At 66.3% G+C, this 18,680-nt stretch carries 16 protein-coding genes; 12 read left to right on the forward strand and 4 right to left on the reverse strand.

Annotation, left to right across the window (positions count from 1 at the left end):
- Positions 1 to 445: 445 nt before the first annotated feature.
- From queF to AC3WTC_RS18245, 8 genes are all read left to right on the forward strand, one after another.
- Positions 446 to 1,264 carry an NADPH-dependent 7-cyano-7-deazaguanine reductase QueF gene (gene queF / locus AC3WTC_RS18210; protein WP_492712194.1) on the forward strand — a complete coding sequence of 273 codons (819 nt, stop codon included), beginning with the start codon at positions 446 to 448 and terminating at the stop codon, positions 1,262 to 1,264.
- Positions 1,265 to 1,470: 206 nt separating this feature from the next.
- Positions 1,471 to 1,764 carry a LysM peptidoglycan-binding domain-containing protein gene (locus AC3WTC_RS18215; RefSeq protein WP_025878595.1) on the forward strand — a complete coding sequence of 98 codons (294 nt, stop codon included), beginning with the start codon at positions 1,471 to 1,473 and terminating at the stop codon, positions 1,762 to 1,764.
- 47 nt (positions 1,765 to 1,811) lie between these two features.
- Positions 1,812 to 2,315, forward strand: a complete 504-nt coding sequence (locus tag AC3WTC_RS18220) for a hypothetical protein (RefSeq protein WP_025878596.1) — start codon at positions 1,812 to 1,814, stop codon at positions 2,313 to 2,315.
- A gap of 371 nt (positions 2,316 to 2,686) precedes the next feature.
- Positions 2,687 to 4,909 (forward strand): NADP-dependent isocitrate dehydrogenase, encoded by a 2,223-nt coding sequence (locus AC3WTC_RS18225; RefSeq protein ID WP_492712196.1) that lies wholly within the window; start codon positions 2,687 to 2,689, stop codon positions 4,907 to 4,909.
- 331 nt (positions 4,910 to 5,240) lie between these two features.
- Positions 5,241 to 6,188 (forward strand): hypothetical protein, encoded by a 948-nt coding sequence (locus AC3WTC_RS18230; RefSeq protein ID WP_105164765.1) that lies wholly within the window; start codon positions 5,241 to 5,243, stop codon positions 6,186 to 6,188.
- Positions 6,181 to 6,729 carry a GTP-binding protein gene (locus AC3WTC_RS18235; protein WP_492712198.1) on the forward strand — a complete coding sequence of 183 codons (549 nt, stop codon included), beginning with the start codon at positions 6,181 to 6,183 and terminating at the stop codon, positions 6,727 to 6,729. Before AC3WTC_RS18230 ends, AC3WTC_RS18235 begins: the two co-directional genes overlap by 8 nt.
- Positions 6,722 to 7,138 (forward strand): roadblock/LC7 domain-containing protein, encoded by a 417-nt coding sequence (locus AC3WTC_RS18240; protein ID WP_032976421.1) that lies wholly within the window; start codon positions 6,722 to 6,724, stop codon positions 7,136 to 7,138. The genes AC3WTC_RS18235 and AC3WTC_RS18240 overlap by 8 nt, the downstream gene beginning before the upstream one ends.
- Positions 7,139 to 7,190: 52 nt before the next feature.
- A complete protein-coding gene (locus tag AC3WTC_RS18245) occupies positions 7,191 to 7,550 on the forward strand; it encodes a hypothetical protein (RefSeq protein ID WP_025878601.1) in 360 nt (119 codons plus the stop codon).
- A 63-nt stretch (positions 7,551 to 7,613) separates the two neighbouring features.
- Here AC3WTC_RS18245 and AC3WTC_RS18250 read toward each other — a convergent pair whose 3' ends face one another.
- Positions 7,614 to 8,360 carry a KilA-N domain-containing protein gene (locus tag AC3WTC_RS18250; RefSeq protein ID WP_025878602.1) on the reverse strand — a complete coding sequence of 249 codons (747 nt, stop codon included), beginning with the start codon at positions 8,358 to 8,360 and terminating at the stop codon, positions 7,614 to 7,616.
- 177 nt (positions 8,361 to 8,537) lie between these two features.
- On the opposite strand from AC3WTC_RS18250, the gene aceK reads away from it, so the two are divergent.
- From aceK to AC3WTC_RS18265, 3 genes are all read left to right on the forward strand, one after another.
- Positions 8,538 to 10,268, forward strand: a complete 1,731-nt coding sequence (gene aceK, locus AC3WTC_RS18255) for a bifunctional isocitrate dehydrogenase kinase/phosphatase (RefSeq protein WP_301910183.1) — start codon at positions 8,538 to 8,540, stop codon at positions 10,266 to 10,268.
- A 65-nt stretch (positions 10,269 to 10,333) separates the two neighbouring features.
- Positions 10,334 to 11,224, forward strand: a complete 891-nt coding sequence (locus AC3WTC_RS18260) for an energy transducer TonB (protein ID WP_492712199.1) — start codon at positions 10,334 to 10,336, stop codon at positions 11,222 to 11,224.
- 82 nt (positions 11,225 to 11,306) lie between these two features.
- Positions 11,307 to 12,182, forward strand: a complete 876-nt coding sequence (locus AC3WTC_RS18265; protein ID WP_492712201.1) for an energy transducer TonB — start codon at positions 11,307 to 11,309, stop codon at positions 12,180 to 12,182.
- 58 nt (positions 12,183 to 12,240) lie between these two features.
- Here the strand turns inward: AC3WTC_RS18265 and AC3WTC_RS18270 are convergent, their stop codons facing one another.
- The 3 genes from AC3WTC_RS18270 to trxA all read right to left on the reverse strand — a co-directional run bounded on the left by AC3WTC_RS18270 (position 12,241) and on the right by trxA (position 16,378).
- Positions 12,241 to 13,815, reverse strand: coding sequence for a sensor domain-containing diguanylate cyclase (locus AC3WTC_RS18270; RefSeq protein WP_099785608.1), 1,575 nt, complete (start codon positions 13,813 to 13,815; stop codon positions 12,241 to 12,243).
- A 223-nt stretch (positions 13,816 to 14,038) separates the two neighbouring features.
- Positions 14,039 to 15,820, reverse strand: coding sequence for a transcription termination factor Rho (rho, locus tag AC3WTC_RS18275; protein WP_033832384.1), 1,782 nt, complete (start codon positions 15,818 to 15,820; stop codon positions 14,039 to 14,041).
- A 228-nt stretch (positions 15,821 to 16,048) separates the two neighbouring features.
- Positions 16,049 to 16,378, reverse strand: a complete 330-nt coding sequence (gene trxA / locus AC3WTC_RS18280; RefSeq protein WP_025878607.1) for a thioredoxin — start codon at positions 16,376 to 16,378, stop codon at positions 16,049 to 16,051.
- Between the two features lie 512 nt (positions 16,379 to 16,890).
- On the opposite strand from trxA, the gene rhlB reads away from it, so the two are divergent.
- A complete protein-coding gene (rhlB, locus tag AC3WTC_RS18285; protein ID WP_492712202.1) occupies positions 16,891 to 18,621 on the forward strand; it encodes an ATP-dependent RNA helicase RhlB in 1,731 nt (576 codons plus the stop codon).
- Positions 18,622 to 18,680 lie beyond the last annotated feature (59 nt).

Consider the following 18,680-nt stretch of genomic DNA (forward strand, 5'->3'; position numbering starts at 1 on the left):
AAACCCGTCCATGGGGGCTTGGCCGCGGCATCCATGCCGCGGACACCCCCGCAACCGGACCCACCCCGCCTTCGACAGGTTCCCGCTGCTGTTGGTGGGTGCTGACCGTTGGTCGGCACGCGGCTGTTGGTAGGTGTCGACCTTGGTCGACACGGCGGACATCATGAACGTCTGAAGCATCGGTTTTTGATTTTGATTTTCCTGATCTTTCCCGTGGTGGCGCGGGAAATTGACCGTGGCCGGGAGGGTGGGTGGGCTGGGGGCGTAAGCGCCATGGATGGCGCGCCCGAGCCTACAAGGACGTATTCACGGCGTCCCCCAGCCCACCCACCCTCCCGGCCAACCCGATAGACCGCTCTGCCGACCAACCAACCCCACCACGGAGGGGCTCCGCCGTCGGCCGACCCGGCCGAAGGCCCGCTCTGCGCGCGATACAATAAGCACCATGAACACCCCACAGGATTCCAGCCTCGGTCGCGAGGTCAGTTACCCGTCGCAGTACGATCCCGGCCTGCTGTTTCCCATCCCGCGCGTCGGCGCCCGCGCCGAGATCGGTCTGGACGAGGCCGCGCTGCCCTTCGTCGGCCATGACCGCTGGCACGCCTTCGAGCTGAGCTGGCTTGACCTGCGTGGCAAACCGCAGGTCGCCGTCGCCACCGTGCAGGTGCCGTGCACCTCGCCGCGGTTGATCGAATCGAAGTCGTTCAAGCTGTACCTGAACTCCCTCAACAGCACCCGCATCGACAGTGCCGAAGCCCTGCGCGAGCGCCTCGTCGCCGACCTGTCGGCCTGCGCCGGCGCCCCGGTCCAGGTCACGTTCGGCCTGCCGGCGTTGCGCGGATCACCGCTGGGCGAGTCGATCGACGGCCTTGAGGTGGACATCGACTGCTATGGCCCGCCGCAGGCGGACTACCTGTCGGCCAACGCCGATGCGCTGGTGGAGGAGACCCTGGTCTCGGCCCTGCTGAAGTCCAACTGCCCGGTCACCGGGCAGCCGGACTGGGCCACTGTCAGCCTGCGCTACCGCGGCCCGCAGATCGATCGTGCCGGCCTGCTGCGCTACCTGGTCAGCTACCGCGAGCACGCCGAGTTCCATGAGCAGTGCGTCGAGCGCATCTTCAGTGAAGTGTCCGCGCGCTGCCGGCCGCAGTGGCTGGAAGTCGAAGCCCGCTATACCCGTCGCGGTGGCCTGGACATCAACCCGTGGCGCGCCAGCCCCGGCATTGCCGCCCCGGCCGCGACCTACCGCGAACTGCGGCAGTAACCGCCGCAGGCGGTTACAGGTAGCGCCGGGGCATGCCCGGCGAGCGCAGCGGCCCCATACGGAGCCGCCCGGCATGGCCCAGCGCTACCGGTTGGGCCCCGATTGTTCAGCCGCCCCGGGGGGCGGCTTCACATCGGCACCATCCCCATTTAACAACCTCTATGACACCGTGCCAGCCATGTAGTCATACAGACGGGAGTGTGTGGATGAGTACCGAGAAGAAAGCCGATTTCTCCGGCGTCAGTGGCAGCGTCGACAGTACCGCCCAGCAGGTCCCCAAGGCGGACTTTTCCGGCGTCAGTGCTTCGGTGGACAGTACCGCCGAGGTGGTCAGCGGTGGCACCTACACCGTGCAGAAGGGTGATTCGCTGTCGAAGATCGCCAAGCAGCACCTGGGCGATGCCAACGCCTGGAAGAAGATCTTCGAAGCCAACCGCGATGTGCTCGACGACCCGGACAAGATCTTCCCGGGCCAGACCCTGAAACTGCCGCCGAAGTAATACCGGCGATCCAATCGCCGTCCGAACAATCCTTGGAGGAACCCCGAATGATCAAGACGACCCCGCTTCAGAATGCCCTGCTGGCCGCGCTGCTGGGCAGCGTCGCCCTGGTGGGCTGCAAGAAGAAGGAAGAAACCGCAGACAACAACGCTGCTCCGGCGGCAACCACGCCGGCCGAGGCGCCCGCGCCGATGACCGGCGCACCGCCGCCGATGGCTGCATCGGCCGTAGCGGTATCGGCGGTCACTGTCGGCAAGACCGCCGCAGCTGACAAGTCGGTGACCACGGCCGCCCTGTTCGCGCCGAAGGACGATGTCATCGTCTCGGTGAAGACCGATGGAGCGGCCAACAATGTCACCGTCGGCGCCAAGCTGACCTTCCAGGATGGCCAGGTGGCCGGTGAGCAGAACGCAACCCTGAACACCAGCGGTGCAGAGACCACCAACATCACCTTCAAGAATGCCAATGGCTGGCCGGCCGGCAAGTACCGCGCCGAAGTCATGGTTGATGGTAAGGCGGCCGGAACGCCGCAGGAGTTCGAGGTCAAGTAAGTCCCGCCGACTCTCTCCCGGTTGGACTCACGATGGACGCAGCCGCGAGGCTGCGTCCTTTTTTGTTGGCGGCTTTGCGGGAAGGCCCCATCCACGCATGGCGTGGATCTACAGGTGCGGACACCTGGCCGATCCTCGCGCGGCGATGTTTCGGCAGACCCACGCCATGCGTGGATGGATCACAGCGTTGCCGGCGTGCAGTACCGCCGCGTATGGCACGGCTTTGCCCCGCGCGGCTGAAAACGCGACAATGCAGGGGTTTCCCCGGCGCGCGCCCACCCTGACGGCGGCGGGGAAAGTGACACGGTTGCACGTGGCCCGGCGCTGGCGCCGGCCTTCCCCTGAGCACTGCTACAGAGTCCAAGTCCCCCATGTCCAAGATCCTCTACACGCTGACCGACGAAGCACCGTTCCTGGCCACCCAGTCGCTGCTGCCGATCGTCGACGCCTACACCTCCACCGCGGGCATCGCAGTGGAAACCCGTGACATCTCGTTGTCCGGCCGCATCCTGTCGCTGTTCCCGGAACTGCTGAGCGATGCGCAGAAGGTCAACGATGACCTGGCCGAGCTGGGCCAGCTGGCGACCACCCCCGACGCCAACATCATCAAGCTGCCGAACATCTCCGCCTCGGTGCCGCAGCTGAAGGCCGCCATCAAGGAACTGCAGGACCAGGGCTATCCGCTGCCGGATTACCCGGAGACCCCGGCCGACGACCAGCAGCGCGACTACAAGGCGCGCTACGACAAGGTCAAGGGCAGCGCAGTCAATCCGGTGCTGCGCGAAGGCAATTCCGACCGGCGCGCGCCGCTGTCGGTGAAGAACTACGCCCGCAAGCACCCGCACCGCATGGGCGCCTGGGCGTCCGATTCGAAGTCGCACGTTGCGCACATGGACGCGGGTGATTTCTACGGCAGCGAGAAGTCCGCCACCCTGGCCAACGCCGGCGCGCTGAAGATCACCCTGCACGGCAAGGACGGCAGCACCGTCGTGCTGAAGGAAAAGACCGCGGTCAAGGCCGGTGAGATCGTCGACGCGGCAGTGATGAGCCGCAAGGCGCTGGCCGCCTTCATCGATGCGCAGATCGAAGACGCCAAGTCGCAGGGCGTGCTGTTCTCGCTGCACCTGAAGGCGACCATGATGAAGGTCTCCGACCCGATCATGTTCGGCGTGGTCGTCAACGAGTTCTACAAGGACGTGCTCGCCAAGCACGCCGACACGCTCAAGCAGGCCGGTTTCGATGCCAACAACGGCATCGGTGATCTGGTCGCGCGCCTGCCGTCGCTGCCCGAAGCCACCCGTGCCGCCATCGAAGCCGACCTGCAGGCCGAGTACGCGCAGCGTCCGGGTCTGGCCATGGTCAACTCGGACAAGGGCATCACCAACCTGCACGTGCCGAGCGACGTGATCGTCGACGCCTCGATGCCGGCGATGATCCGCGACTCCGGCAAGATGTGGAATGCCGAAGGCAAGCTGCAGGACACCAAGGCGGTCATTCCGGACCGCTGCTATGCCGGCGTGTACCAGGCTGTCATCGACGACTGCCGCAGCAACGGTGCCTTCAACCCGGCCACCATGGGCTCGGTGCCCAACGTCGGCCTGATGGCGCAGAAGGCCGAAGAGTACGGCTCGCACGACAAGACCTTCCAGATCGCTGCCGACGGCGTGGTCAAGGTCACTGACGAGGCCGGCAACGTGGTATTCGAACACGCCGTGGAGGCCGGTGACATCTGGCGCATGTGCCAGACCAAGGACGCGCCGATCCAGGACTGGGTCAAGCTGGCCGTCGAACGCGCGCGCCTGAGCAGCACCCCGGCCGTGTTCTGGCTGGACGCCGCCCGCGCCCACGATGCGCAGGTCATCGCCAAGGTCGAGACGTACCTGAAGGACCACGACACCACCGGCCTGGATATCCGCATCCTGCCGCCGGTGGAAGCGACCACCTTCTCGCTGGCCCGCATCCGCAAGGGCGAGGACACCATTTCGGTGACCGGCAACGTGCTGCGCGATTACCTCACCGATCTGTTCCCGATCATGGAGCTGGGCACCAGCGCCAAGATGCTGTCGATCGTCCCGCTGATGGCCGGTGGCGGCCTGTTTGAGACCGGTGCTGGCGGTTCGGCACCGAAGCACGTGCAGCAGTTCGTCGAAGAGGACTACCTGCGCTGGGATTCGCTGGGTGAGTTCCTGGCCCTGGCCGCGTCGCTGGAGCATCTGGGCAACCGCTACGACAACGCTGCCGCCCGCGTGCTGGCCAAGGCACTGGACGAGGCCAACGGCCAGTTCCTGGACAACGACAAGTCGCCGTCGCGCAAGCTCGGTGGCATCGACAACCGTGGCAGCCACTTCTACATCGCCCTGTACTGGGCGCAGGCCCTGGCAGCGCAGAACGAAGATGCCGCACTGCAGGCACGCTTCGCTCCGCTGGCCAAGGCGCTGGTTGACAACGAGCAGAAGATCGTTGACGAGCTGATCGCGGTGCAGGGCAAGGCCGTGGACATCGGCGGCTACTACCGTCCGGACGTGGCCAAGGCCGCTGCCGCGATGCGTCCGAGCGCGACCTTCAATGCCGCGCTGGAGCAGCTGCGCGGCTGATTCATCGCCGCCCGGTTGAGACCTGGAAGGAACCCGTGCCTCGGCGCGGGTTTCTTTTTTGCGGGCCTGGGGTCAGATCCCTCTGTACCGCAGAGGGATCTGACCCCACCCATGGCGTGGATGTACTCGGGCCCGGAACCGTGAAATCCGTCATCTGTCGGAACGCCGTCAACACGGCATGAAACTTGCCCGCGATGGCCGTCGCAGAAAGGATGCATGCATGTTCACCACTGCCACCAATATGAGCAGTCGATCACGACGATGGCGGCAAGCCATGGCCTAGCCTTGGCGATGCGAGACCGCCGGGGAGGTGGTCGCACGGGGAACACGGATGGCACGCGTGCTCGTAGTGGGAACCGACATCCAGGGCGAACAGGCCCTGCTGCAGAGGCTGCGGCTGGCCTCGGCGCTGCCGGACGGGCAGATCCGCCGCAGCCAGGACCTGGACGACTGCGATCTGCTGGTGATCCGCGATACGCCAGCGCTGCGCAACGCGGCACTGCGCATGCGCCAGCAGCGCCCGCGGCTGCACTGCTGGATCGAGGACCTCGGCGGCCAGTTGCGCGAGGGCGATGGCGGCCAGGACGTACTGGATGATGGCGCGATAGGACGGGCGCTGCGCGGCATGCAGACCGGCACCGACGCGACACCGATCCGCCTGGCTGACGGCGCGCACGCGATTACCCGCCTGCTGCGCGAGCGGCTGCCATCGCGGCAGGGCCAGGCGCTGCTGGGCGAGGGTGGAGAACCGCTGCTGCTGCTGGATCTGGAACAGGACCAGGCGGTGCTGCTGCACGAGCCGGCTACGGTGCTGGTGGAACGGCTGGCGCAGGGCTTCGAGCACCTGTATCTGGATGCGCTGCTGCCGGCGCAGCTGCAGGCACTGGCGGGTGACCGCGCGCGACTGCCGTTGCGTCCGTTGCTGTGGCAATGGGCGCAGCGCAGCCGTCACTGGCAGGCGTTGGATGAGCGCCTGCGCGGGGCGTCGGTGAAGCTGCTGCGCTGGCCGGACTTCCGCGTGCTCGGCCACGATCACGATGGCTTCCGTCTCTGTTCGCTGCTGCTCAAGCGTGCCTGCACGGTGGACGAATGCGCGATGCTGCTGGATCTTCCCGCCGCCGCCGTGCGCGATTTCATCCACGCCGCCTACCTGTGCGGCTATGCGCAGCTGCAGGTCGCACCTGCAGTACCGCTGGCGGGTGCGCGTGCCAGCAATGCCGACAACGGCCTGCTCGCACGCCTGTGGCGCACGCTGCGCGGGAGTGATCGCGATGCGTGAGCACAAGGTGGTGGTGCTCGGTGGCATGGGCAGCGGCAAGTCGACATTGGTACGCAGCATCGCCGCCGGTGCGGTGGTCGACACCGACGTAGCCAACAGCGACCGCGTGGGTGCCGACAAGGCTTCGACCACGGTGGCGCTGGACTACGCCGATATCGACCTGCCCAACGGCGAGAGGCTGCGCCTGTATGGCACGCCTGGCCAGCAGCGCTTTGATTTCCTGTGGCCGATCCTGCTGCAGGGTGCACGCGGTGCGGTGTTGCTGCTGGACGCGCGCCGTGCCGGGGTGGCCGCCGAGCTGGACGCCTACCTGCAGGTGCTGCGCCCGTTCGGTCCGGCATTGGCCCTGGTGGTGGCGGTGACGCATCTTGACCAGGTGCCGGCAGCGGCGCTGGATGACTGGGCCGAGCGCGCCCGGCTCGATGGTCAGCCGCTGCCGTTGCTGGCGGTGGATGCCCGCGATCGCGAACAAGGACTGCTGCTGATGGACGTATTGATGAGCGAAATGGAAGCGCATGCACTGGTGGCCGCACATGGCTGATGGACAAGGCGCGCCGTTGCCGGACGCGCAGCAGCGCGAGCGCCTGCAGCCGCTGCTGCAGGACCTGCAGCAGCGGGTGGAAGGGGTGCGGACCGTGGTGCTGGCCAGCGTCGATGGCTTTGCCCTGGTCAGTGCTGGTGCGGAGGGGCGTGGCGAACGCCTGGCGGCGATGACCAGCGCGATGCTGGCCCTGGCTGCAGCAGTGGGGCGCGAACTGGCGCTGGGCGATCTGCAGACACTGATGCTGGAGGCTGCCGGTGGCAAGGTGCTGATGCTGGCCATCCAGGCCGAGGGGCGAGCGCCACTGCTGCTGATGGCGGCCTGCGACCAGCGCAGCGTGATCGGCCAGGTGCTGTGGCAGAGCAGGGAATGTGGCCAGGCGATCCTGGCCGAACTCAGCGGATCGTGAGCCCGGCCGCAGGGGAACGAGGGGCTCGAACCAACATTGAGAGGGGTGCAACGTGGCTGGATTGAATGATTCGTTGACTGCACTGATGGGTATCGATGGCGCGCAGGCCGTGGCGCTGGTCGACTACGAAAGCGGCATGCTGCTGGGCGAGGCCGGTTCGGGCATGGACATGGAAGTGGCGGCGGCCGGCAACACCGAAGTGATCCGCGCGAAGATGAAAACCGCCGCCTCGCTCAACCTCAACGATGGCATCGAGGACATCCTGATCTCGCTCGGCAAGGCGTATCACATCATGCGCCCGGTGGCGAAGAAGAAGGGCCTGTTCTTCTACATCGTGCTGGACCGGACCAAGTCCAACCTCGCCCTGGCGCGGCGCAAGGTGCAGGACGTGGAGGCCGAACTGGCGATCTGAGCCGGCTCGGTGGGACCGATCCCTGGTGCTGCACGGCAGCCCAGGGATCGGTCCGCTGTGATGTCATGTCGAAGGCAGCAGAAGCGTGCGTACGAAGGTCAGCGCCTGCCTGTCGCGCGCAGCAAAGTATCTGGGCGCATGCAGTGGGAGCCAGGTCTCGTTGAAGTGCCGGCGAAAGTCTTCGTAGAGCTCGTTCGGATAGAGCTTTGCCTGCACGTTGCGGCCGTCTGGATAGCTGTGCTCATAGGTGTCGAAGGTGTTGGGATCGATGCCCTTGTGATCGCGCAGCCACTTGCAGAACAACCGGCCCTCGGAGATGTCCGGCACCAGCTCCTGCGGCAGCGTATAGCCCGCCTGCTCCAGTGGCGCGATCAGGTTCAGGGTCAGCTCGTTCAACATCGAGAAATGCGTGTAGGGCACTTTCGAGCGGTTCTGCATGTAGCGCTCGATGTGGGCGGGCATGACGGCGTTCGCCCGGCCCTGCTGCCATTCGACCACCCATTGCGACACCTTCACCGCGAATTTGCGTGACAACCATTGGCCGAGATTGATGGCCAGGTAAGGGTGGATCCAGGTGCCCTGCATCGCCGCATTGCCCCCGGACACCACATGGATGAGCTGGTCCTCCGGGAGGCCGGTCTGCAGGGTCAGCTCCTCGATGAACTCACCGGTGGATTTCAGCGACCGATAGTCCGACCAGCGCTTGCCCACTGACTGGCAGAGCGCCGTCGCGCTGATGTAGCCGTCGCGTACCCGTTGCGGGATTACGTTGCCTTCCTCCATGCGTGGGATCAGGGTCATTTGCTGCATGCGTCACCTCATGCCGTTATGGGCCTGAAAGAGTAGGCAATGCAGTCGCCCGGGGTCTGTAGGAATGGTTGCGTTTGTCTGGTTCTCTGAGGCAGCAGCAGCCGAGCGTGGCTCGGCTCTACACAAGCTACCCCACGCCAGCGTATGGTGAGGTCGGTTTCCCCGGATACGACGTGCATGTCCGATCCTGTCACTGCAACCGAACTGGCACCGCGCATCGCCGAGGCCATCCGTGATGGCTTCGAGCAGTATCACGCCCGCTTTGCCGCAATCACGGCGCGTGCCCGGGTGCGTTTCCAGCAGCGCGACTGGGCGGCGGCGCGCCACGATGCGGTGGAGCGCATCGCCCTGTACGACCAGTGCATCGCCGAGCAGATGGATGCGCTGCGGCGGCTGGCTGGTGACGCCATCAGCGAACGCGCGCTGTGGCTGCTGGTGCACGCGCACTTCAGCGCCCTGCTGCAGGGCCTGATCGACGCCGAGCTCTACAAGACCTTCTACAACACGCTGTCGCGACGGCTGTTCGCCATCCGCGGTGTGGACCCGGAAGTGGAGTTCATCGCCTTCGATGTCGAGCCCTCCGATGCGATCACCCATCCGGTGGCGCGCCACACCTACGCGGTCTCGCCGACGCGGCCGGTAGAGGCGCTGCAACGGGTGCTGGCCGACTACCGCTTCGATGTTCCGTATGCGCACCAGTTGCGCTGTGCCGCCGCCATCGCCGTGCGCCTGCAGGACGATCTGGCGCACTGGGGCGACACGCCGGTACGCAGCATCGAGCTGCTAGATACCGTGTTCTACCGCGAGCGCCGCGCCTATCTGGTCGGGCGCGTGTTCGGTGAACACCGTTTCTCGCCGTGCGTGATCGCGCTGGTCAATGACGACCAGGGCCTGCGCGCCGATGCCGTGCTGACCCGGCGTCGCGATGTTGCCCATCTGTTCGGCGTGTCGCGCAGCTATTTCCAGGCTGACCTGGGTACGGTTGGCGATGCGGTGGTGTTTCTGCGCAGCCTGCTGCCGGGCAAGCCGATCGACGAGATCTATACCGTGCTCGGACGCGCCAAACAGGGCAAGACCGAGCGCTACCGGACGTTCTTCCGCCACTTCAATGAACACCCGAACGAGCGTCTGGCGCATGCCGAAGGCACGCCGGGCATGGTCATGGCGGTGTTCACCCTGCCCAGCTACCCGCTGGTGTTCAAGCTGATCCGTGATCGTTTCGCTTGGCCCAAGACGATGTCGCGTCAGCAGGTGGAGGAAAAGTACGCCCTGGTGTTCAACCTCGACCGTGTCGGTCGCCTGCTTGACGCACAGCCCTACCGGCATCTGCGTTTCCCGCGCGAACGCTTCGCCCCGGTGCTGCTGGACGAGCTGCTGCAGCAGTGCGCGCAGAGCGTGCGCGTGGATGGCGACGAGGTGGAGATCGCGTTGTGCTACGTGCAGCGTCGCTTCCGGCCATTGAATCTCTATCTGCGCGAACAGGCTGGCGAGGCCGTGCGCGCAGCGGTACTCGACTACGCGCAGGCGATCACCGACATGGCGCGCAACAACATCTTCCCAGGTGACATGCTGCCGAAGAACTTCGGCGTGTCGCGCCACGGCCGTGCTGTGTTCTACGACTACGACGAGTTGTGCCTGGTCAGCGACTGCGTATTCCGGGCCTGGCCCAAGCCAAGCTCTCCGGAAGAAGCGATGGCCGATGAGCCCTGGTTCCATGTCGGTCCGCGCGATGTTTTCCCCGAGCGGTTCGGGCCGTTCATGGGCTTGCCGGCGCAGGAACTGGCAGCGGTGCGCGAGCACTATCGCCATCTGTTCGATCCCGCCTGGTGGCAGGGGCTGCAGGCACGCTTTGCGGCGGGCGATTATCCGGACACGCCACCGTATTCGGCTGCGCAGCGGTTGGCGTGATTGGCCGCGCCGACGGCGAGGAACTCGGGTAATCTCGGCACTTTCATCACCAAGGATCGGCAATGATGCGTTCTCCCCTGTTTCTCGCCTTCGCGCTTGCGATCGGCTCGGCTGGCGCCCTGCTCAGCACCGATGCGGCAGCGCAGAGCGCACGCGCGGTGCGTGCCACCGCCGAAGCCAGCATGGTCTTGACCGGCAACATCGATGTCGCTGCAGATGGCGCGGTCAGTGGCCTTGTGCTGGACCAGCAGGCGTCGATCGCACCGGCCATCGCCGCGTTCGTGGATGGCACGATCCGCAGGTGGCAGTTTGAACGTACCCTGGTGGACGGAAAGCCCGTGGCGAAACATGCACCGTTGCGCGTACGCCTGCTGGGCAGGCCCGGCGCCGATGGCAGCATGGACGTGCGCATGACCAGCGTGGATTTCAGCGAGTATGACGACAAAGCCACCGACGCGGTGACCGGAAACCAGATGAGGCCTCCGCGCTATCCGGAGGCGGCATTCCGCGTCGGCGCACAGGGCGAGGTGATGCTGCTGGTCAAGGTCGAGCGTGATGGTGCGGTTGCCGACGTCATCGCCGAACAGGTGAACATGGGCGTGGTGGCACCCGAGCACGCGATGCAGAAGATGCGGGACATGCTGGCCAAGGCCAGCATCAGCGAGGCCCGCAAGTGGACGTTCACTCCGCCGACCTCCGGCGGGGACAAAGGCCTGGCGTTCTGGACCGTGCGCGTGCCGGTCACCTTCGCGCTGAACGACAAGGGCAGCAAGCAACCCCCCACTCCTTACGGCCGCTGGCAGGCCTACATTCCCGGCCCCCGCCAGCAGGCCCCGTGGCGCACCACCGACGATGCCGCGCAGGTCGGTACCGATCTGTTGCCGGCCGGTGGCGTCTACATGGTCGATAGCGCTACCCGCGGGCTGCGTCTGTTGACTCCGCTTGCCGAGCAATGATGCCGGTCAACCGCCCCCGCGTTTCATCGGCCCCTGCCCGGGGGTCAGACTTCATCAACTTCATGCACAAGGAGTGGCTGTGATGCGTTCTTCTCTTTTCCTGGCACTGGCCCTTGCGGTGTCGGGCGGTGCCGCCCTGATCGATACCGCCGATGCGCAGACCGCGCGCGAGGTACGCAGGCAGGCCGAGGCCAGCATGACCCTTAGTGGCGTCATCGACATCGGCCGCGAAGGCCAGGTTGAAGGGTTCCAGCTCGATCGTCGCGAGAAGATCGACGTGGGTATTGCCGATTTCGTGGACAAGGCCGTGCAGGGCTGGCGTTTCGACCCGGTGCTGGTCAATGGTGCGCCCGTGCAGGCACGCACTGCGGTGCGCCTGCGGCTGATGGCCGACAATGCTGCCGAGGGCACCATGCGGGTCCGCCTGGTCGATGCCAATTTCAGCAAGGTGGATGGCGAGCGTGAGGTCGGCACCGACAGGGTGACCAGCAATGCACTGCGGGGACCGGATTACCCACCGCAGGCGGTGACCATGCAGGGGGAGGGCACGGTCATGCTGATGGTCAAGGTCGGCCGCGATGGCAGGGTGGCTGATGTGATTGCCGAGCAGACCAATCTGACCGTGATTGGTACCGCGCGCGCGATGAACCAGCTGCGCGATATCCTGGCCAAGGCCAGCGTCAATAGCGCCAAGCGTTGGACGTTCAACCCGCCCACTACCGGCGAGGACAAGGATCGCGATTTCTGGACCGTGCGCGTACCGGTGCGCTTCGCCTTCCAGGATTCGCGTGAGCGTTACGGCCGCTGGACCGCGTACATTCCCGGCCCGCGCCAGCAGGCGCCGTGGAAGACCGGCGAGGAAACCCTGGCCGCCGGAAGCGACCTGCTGCCCGAAGGCGGTGTGTACATGGTCGGTCGTGCGCAGGAAGGCCCGCGCCTGCTGACCCCGCTGGGCTGATGCGTCATTGCGGGATGCGCCGGGCCTGCCCCGGCGCATCCCGCTCGAATCGATGTGCTCAATCGGCGTGCGGGTATACCACCACCCGGTTGCGGCCCTGTTCCTTGGCCAGGTACAGGGCCTTGTCGGCCAAGCGCAGTGCCTGTTCCGGATCGGTATGGAAACTGGGGAAGTGGGCCACTCCCAGTGACACGGTGATGGTGCCCACCGGAGCAAACGGTTCGTCGGCGATGGCCTGGCGCAGGCGCTCGCCGGTCTGCCGGGCCGCTTCGATGCCAACGCCCGGCAGCAGCACCAGGAACTCCTCGCCACCGGCGCGGCACAGCACGTCGGTCTCGCGCGAATGGCGGCGCATCTGTTCGGCGATATGGACGATGGCCGCATCACCGACGTCGTGACCGTGGCTGTCGTTGATCGACTTGAAGCGGTCGATATCCAGCGTCAGGATCGCAAACGGCAGGCCCTGCGCCTGCAGCGCGTCGAGCGCCTGCTGCAGCCCGCGACGGTTGAGCAGGCCGGTCAGCGGATCGGTGCGGCTGGCGCGGTTGAGCGTGCCGATCCGGTCCTGCAGCGCATTGAAGCTGTACAGCACAGCCTGTTTCAGCTGCGCCACTTCGAAGTACCAGGCGCGGATGCCATTGACGTGGCTGATCGCATTGCCGGTGTCTTCGCCGTCCTGCACGTTGCGCGCCAGCTGCCACAGCGGCAGCGAAATGCGGCGGGCGAACCACCAGGTGATCAGCAGCGACAGCACGCCCAGCGGAATGGCATTCCAGATCACCGCCGACATCAGGCGTGACAGCGGCTGCAGCGTCGCCTCGGTCGGGCGCTGCGCGACGATGCCCCAGCCGGTTGCCGCCACGGGCGCGTAACCGGCCAGCATCGCCACCTGGTGGTTGTTGCGCACCTGCTGCGCACCGCGCTGGCCGCGCATCACTTCTTTCACCGCCGGGTTGTTCAACGCGTAGGTGCCCACTTCCTTGGGGTTGTTGTGATAGATCAGGCGGCCATGGCGGTCCACCACGTACAGGTAGGAACCATCGCGGTAGTAGTGCGTACCCAGCAGGGTGTTGAGTGCACTGCGCTGGCGCAGGTACAGGGTGCCGCTCACATAGCCCCGGTACTGGCCGCTGCGGTCGAATACCGGGTGCGAGATCGAGATCAGCAGCTTGCCGGTGGCCGACTGGTAGGGATCGCTGATCATCGGCTGGCGCCGTTCCAACGCTGCCTTGTTGCCAGCGCTGCGCAGGATCTCGCCCTGCAGCTGCAGGCTCTGCGGCGAGGTCGCGATCACCCGCCCGTCGTTGGCCACCACCAGCGAAGAGTTGAAGCTGCTGGACTGCAGCTGCAGGCGACGGGCCTCATCCTGCGCCTGGGCCGGATCCATGTCGCTGTCGCCAAGCCGGGTGGCGGCATAGGCCAGCTGCTGCTGCGCGGCCAGCAGGAAGTTCTGCGTGGTCTCGGCCAGCTTGGTGGCGTACACGCGGTTGGCTTCCAGGGTGTTGCCCACCAGCTGGTCGCGCTGCACGCGATAGCTGGCAAGTAGCGTATTGGCCAGGGCGATGACGGCGCTGAGCAGGGCCAGGGCAAGGATCAGCTTGCCCAGGTTGAGCCGGGGAGACAGTGTGCGCATGCGGTTGAAGGATCGGGCAGGGCTGGACCCGCCGGATCCTCCGGATGGGGCAACAGCGGGAATCGGCGGCCCGGCCAGCGCGGCCGGGGCGGAGAGTCAGGCATTTGTCCCGCAGATTATCGCCAAATCACCGGGCCGCGAAGTGAAGCCGTTCGTCCTGCCGCCACCCAAAGAAAAAGCCCCGCACTGCGGGGCCTTTCCATATTCCATCAATGCTGCGCTATCAGCGCTTCATCGAACCGAAGAACTCGTCGTTGGACTTGGTGTTCTTCATCTTGTCGAGCAGGAATTCCATCGCCGTCATTTCGTCCATCGGATGCAGCAGCTTGCGCAGGATCCAGATCTTCTGCAGCAGCTCCGGCTCGATCAGCAGGTCTTCGCGACGGGTGCCCGAACGGTTGATGTCGATGGCCGGGAACACGCGCTTTTCAGCGATGCGACGGCTCAGGTGCACTTCGCTGTTGCCGGTGCCCTTGAACTCTTCGTAGATCACCTCGTCCATCTTCGAGCCGGTATCGACCAGCGCGGTGGCGATGATGGTCAGGCTGCCGCCTTCTTCCACGTTGCGCGCGGCACCGAAGAAGCGCTTGGGGCGATGCAGGGCGTTGGCGTCCACACCACCGGTCAGCACCTTGCCCGAGCTCGGCACGACGTTGTTGTAGGCACGCGCCAGGCGGGTGATCGAGTCGAGCAGGATCACCACGTCCTTCTTGTGCTCGACCAGGCGCTTGGCGCGCTCGATGACCATTTCGGCCACCTGCACGTGGCGCGCGGCCGGTTCGTCGAAGGTCGAGCTGATGACCTCGCCGCGCACGGTGCGCTGCATTTCGGTCACTTCTTCCGGGCGCTCGTCGATCAGCAGCACGATCAGGTGCACGTCCGGATGGTTGGTGGTGATGGCCGTGGCCACCTGCTGCATCATCATCGTCTTGCCGGCCTTCGGCTGGGACACGATGAGCGAGCGCTGGCCCTTGCCCTGCGGTGCCATCAGGTCGAGGATGCGGCCGGTGATGTCTTCCGACGAACCGTTGCCGCGCTCCAGGGTGAAGCGGCGACGCGGGAACAGGGGGGTCAGGTTCTCGAACAGCACCTTGTTCTTCGACGCTTCCAGCGGCTCACCGTTGATGGTGTCCACGATCGACAGCGCGAAGTAGCGCTCGCCGTCCTTCGGGAAGCGGATGCGGCCGGACAGGTGGTCGCCGGTACGCAGGTTGAAGCGGCGGATCTGGCTGGGCGAAATGTAGGTGTCGTCCGGGCCGGCCAGGTAGCTGGCCTCGGCCGCGCGCAGGAAGCCGAAGCCGTCCGGCAGGATTTCCAGCACGCCGTCGGCGGCAACGCCGTCGCCGTGGCGGGTCAGCACCTTCAGCAGCGCGAAGATCACGTCCTGCTTGCGGGCACGGGCCACGCCTTCGGAAATCTGCAGCTGCTCGGCGATCTCCAGCAGCTTCTGGGCCGGCATGCGCTTGAGGTCGCTCAGCGAATAGACCGGGAAGCCTTCGGGGACGTTGGCGTGCGGACGCGGTACGAACGGCTGCTGTTCGCCGTTGTCGTTGGGCATGCCGTCGTCGCGGAAGCGACCGCCGTTGCCACCACCGCCACCACCACCGCCACCATTGCGATCACGGTCGCGGCGGTTGCGGAAACGGTCACGGCGGTTGCCTTGGCCTTGCTGGCCCTGCTGGCCGCCCTGGTTGTAGGGGTTCTGGTTCTGGCCACCGCCCTGGTTGTTCTGCTGCGACTGCCGCGGCTGGCCGGATTCGCGGCCCTCGCCACCTTCGCCGCCGCCACTGCTGGCAGGGGCCTCGGCGGCGGGTGCGCTCGGCGCGGAAGGCGCTGCGGCCGGTGCCGGCGCCTCGGGCGCGGCTGCCAGCGGCAGGGCAGGCTGCGCAGGGGCGGCGCTGGTTTCGGCGGCGGCCGGAGCGGCAGCCTTGGTTACGCGGGCTTTGCGCACGCGCTTTTCGGCGGGCGCATCAGCGCTACCGGTTTCGGGAGTGTTATCGGACAAGAGCGTTATTCCTCGCTTGAAGGTGCGAGCGCCCGGCTGGGGCGGCGAACATTGGGAATGGGTCTGGAAGAAACTGCGTCCAGAAGATGCGGCACGCGAACGCGGCCGGATGTGCCGACACTATCATCGGCCCGCGGCGCCACGCAAGGGTCGCCGGATACGGTATTCAGTCAGGCGCCGGGGCGCCTGCCCGGCAGCCGTCGAAAACGGCTGCCGGAAAGCGCGGGATCAGGCCAGGGCCTTGTCCAGCAGGCCGGCCAGCTGGGCCTTGCCAACGGCACCGATCTGCTCGCCCACCTTCTCGCCGTCCTTGAAGACGACCAGGTAGGGAATCGAACGCACGTGGTACTTGGCGGCCAGGGCGCGGTTGTTGTCCACGTTGACCTTGGCGATCTTGGCGCGGCCCTGGTAGGCATCGGCCAGTTCATCCAGCGCCGGGGCGATCATCTTGCACGGGCCACACCACTCGGCCCAGAAATCGACCAGCACCGGTTCCTTGGAATTCAGTACGGCGCTATCAAAGTCGGCATCGCCGACGTGTACAACCTTGTCGCTCATCTTGGTTTCTCGTCTTGGATTGCACCCGGCCAGGCCGGAGGTGGGTGAACTGGGCCATGCCCGGTGGCGTGACCCTCGTCGTTGCCTCGCGGCGGACTGCCACGGTGCGTTCGGCGGGATGCCTGGACGCTCACGGCCGGCAGTGTACCCCTATCGCAGGGCAGGGACAGATGCTGGCTGGAACCCAGCGTATCGTGATCGGTGCTGAGCCCGGTATGTGTCCGATGTCACTGTCCATGGCTGAAATGGGGGTGCTGGCGCGGTAGGCCATGGGAGCCCGCGCCGCTGTTCAAGCGCGGTACTGCGGGGTGAAGAGTTGCGTCTCCGTAAGCTGTGAGACGCCCGATTCCGGTTTGCTGGCCCGAGTGCGGTAAACTGGGGCATTGTGCGGCGCGCGGACCCGAGGGGTCCCGGCCAGCCCGACCCGCCGCAGGGGCCGCAGTTTGCGACGGAGCCCCAGACAGATTTCAGTGCCGCCGCCCGCAGGCGCGTGGCCATACCAAGACGGACACATGAGCGACAAACCGCTGACCGATTTGACTTTTTCCTCCTTTGATCTGCATCCGGCCCTGCAGGCCGGTCTTGAAGGAGCCGGATTCACCCGCTGCACGCCCATCCAGGCGCTGACCCTGCCGGTCGCGCTGCCCGGTGGCGACGTCGCCGGCCAGGCCCAGACCGGCACCGGCAAGACGCTGGCCTTCCTGGTCGCTGTCGTGAACCGCCTGCTGACCCGCCCGGCACTGGCCGATCGCAAGCCGGAAGACCCGCGCGCGCTGATCCTGGCCCCCACCCGCGAACTGGCCATCCAGATCCACAAGGATGCGGTCAAGTTCGGTTCGGACCTGGGTTTGCGTTTCGCGCTGGTCTACGGCGGCGTTGACTACGACAAGCAGCGCGAGATCCTGCAGCAGGGCGTGGACGTGATCATCGCCACCCCCGGCCGCCTGATCGACTACGTCAAGCAGCACAAGGTGGTGTCGCTGCACGCCTGCGAGATCTGCGTGCTGGACGAAGCCGACCGCATGTTCGACCTGGGCTTCATCAAGGACATCCGCTTCCTGCTGCGCCGCATGCCCGAGCGCTCCACCCGGCAGACCCTGCTGTTCAGCGCCACCTTGAGCCACCGCGTGCTCGAGCTGGCCTATGAGCACATGAACGAGCCGCAGAAGCTGGTGGTCGAAGCCGAGACCATCACCGCCGCGCGCGTGCGCCAGCGCATCTACTTCCCGGCCGACGAAGAGAAGATCCCGTTGCTGCTGGGCCTGCTGTCGCGCAGCGAAGGCGCGCGCACCATGGTCTTCGTCAACACCAAGGTGTTCGTCGAGCGCGTGGCCCGTTCGCTGGAGCGTTCCGGCTACCGCGTCGGCGTGCTGTCCGGCGACGTGCCGCAGAAGAAGCGCGAGAGCCTGCTCAACCGCTTCCAGAAGGGCCAGCTGGAAATCCTGGTGGCCACCGATGTGGCCGCCCGCGGCCTGCATATCGACGGCATCAAGTACGTCTACAACTACGACCTGCCGTTCGACGCCGAAGACTACGTGCACCGCATCGGCCGTACCGCCCGCCTGGGCGAGGAAGGCGATGCCATCAGCTTCGCCTGCGAGCGCTATGCGATGGGCCTGCCGGACATCGAGGCCTACATCGAACAGAAGATCCCGGTCGAAGCGGTCACCAGCGAGATCCTGACGTCGCTGCCGCGCCCTGAGCGTGCCGCCCCCGCACCGGGCGAGGAAGGCGACGAGAACGAAAGCGTCGGCCAGATCTTCCGCGAAGCACGCGAAGCGCGCGCCGCCGAGGAAGAGCGTCGTGGCGGCGGCCGTAGTGGCGGTCGTTCCGGCAGTGGCGCTGGCGCTGGGCGTGGCGGCCGCGATGGCGAACGCAGCGGCGAACGCCGTCCGCGTGGCCCGCGCAAGCCGCGTGTGGAAGGTGAGCAGGTTGCTGCCGCCGCAGTCGAGGGTGCAGTGACCGCTGAAGCTGCTGCCGTGCAGGCCCCGCGTCCGCCGCGCGCTGAAGCTGCGCCGGAAGGTGCGGTGGACGGCGAGCGCAAGCCGCGCAAGCGTCGTCGTCGTCGCCACGGCCGTCCGGTCGAGGGCGTCGAAGGTGTGGCAAGCAACGCCGGCAACGGCGCCAGCCCGGTTACCCCGGTGCAGGTGGTGGCCAAGCCGGTGCGTACCAGCGCCGATGCCGGCGACTCGTTCCTGACCCGTATCGGCCGCAAGATCCGCCGGATGCTGTCCGGCAGCTGATCGGTGCGGTAGCACCCGACCGTTGGTCGGGTGGCTTTCGGGGCGTGCCGGCCAACGGT

This window comes from Stenotrophomonas sp. FW305-C-20-S1, from assembly GCF_058783335.1.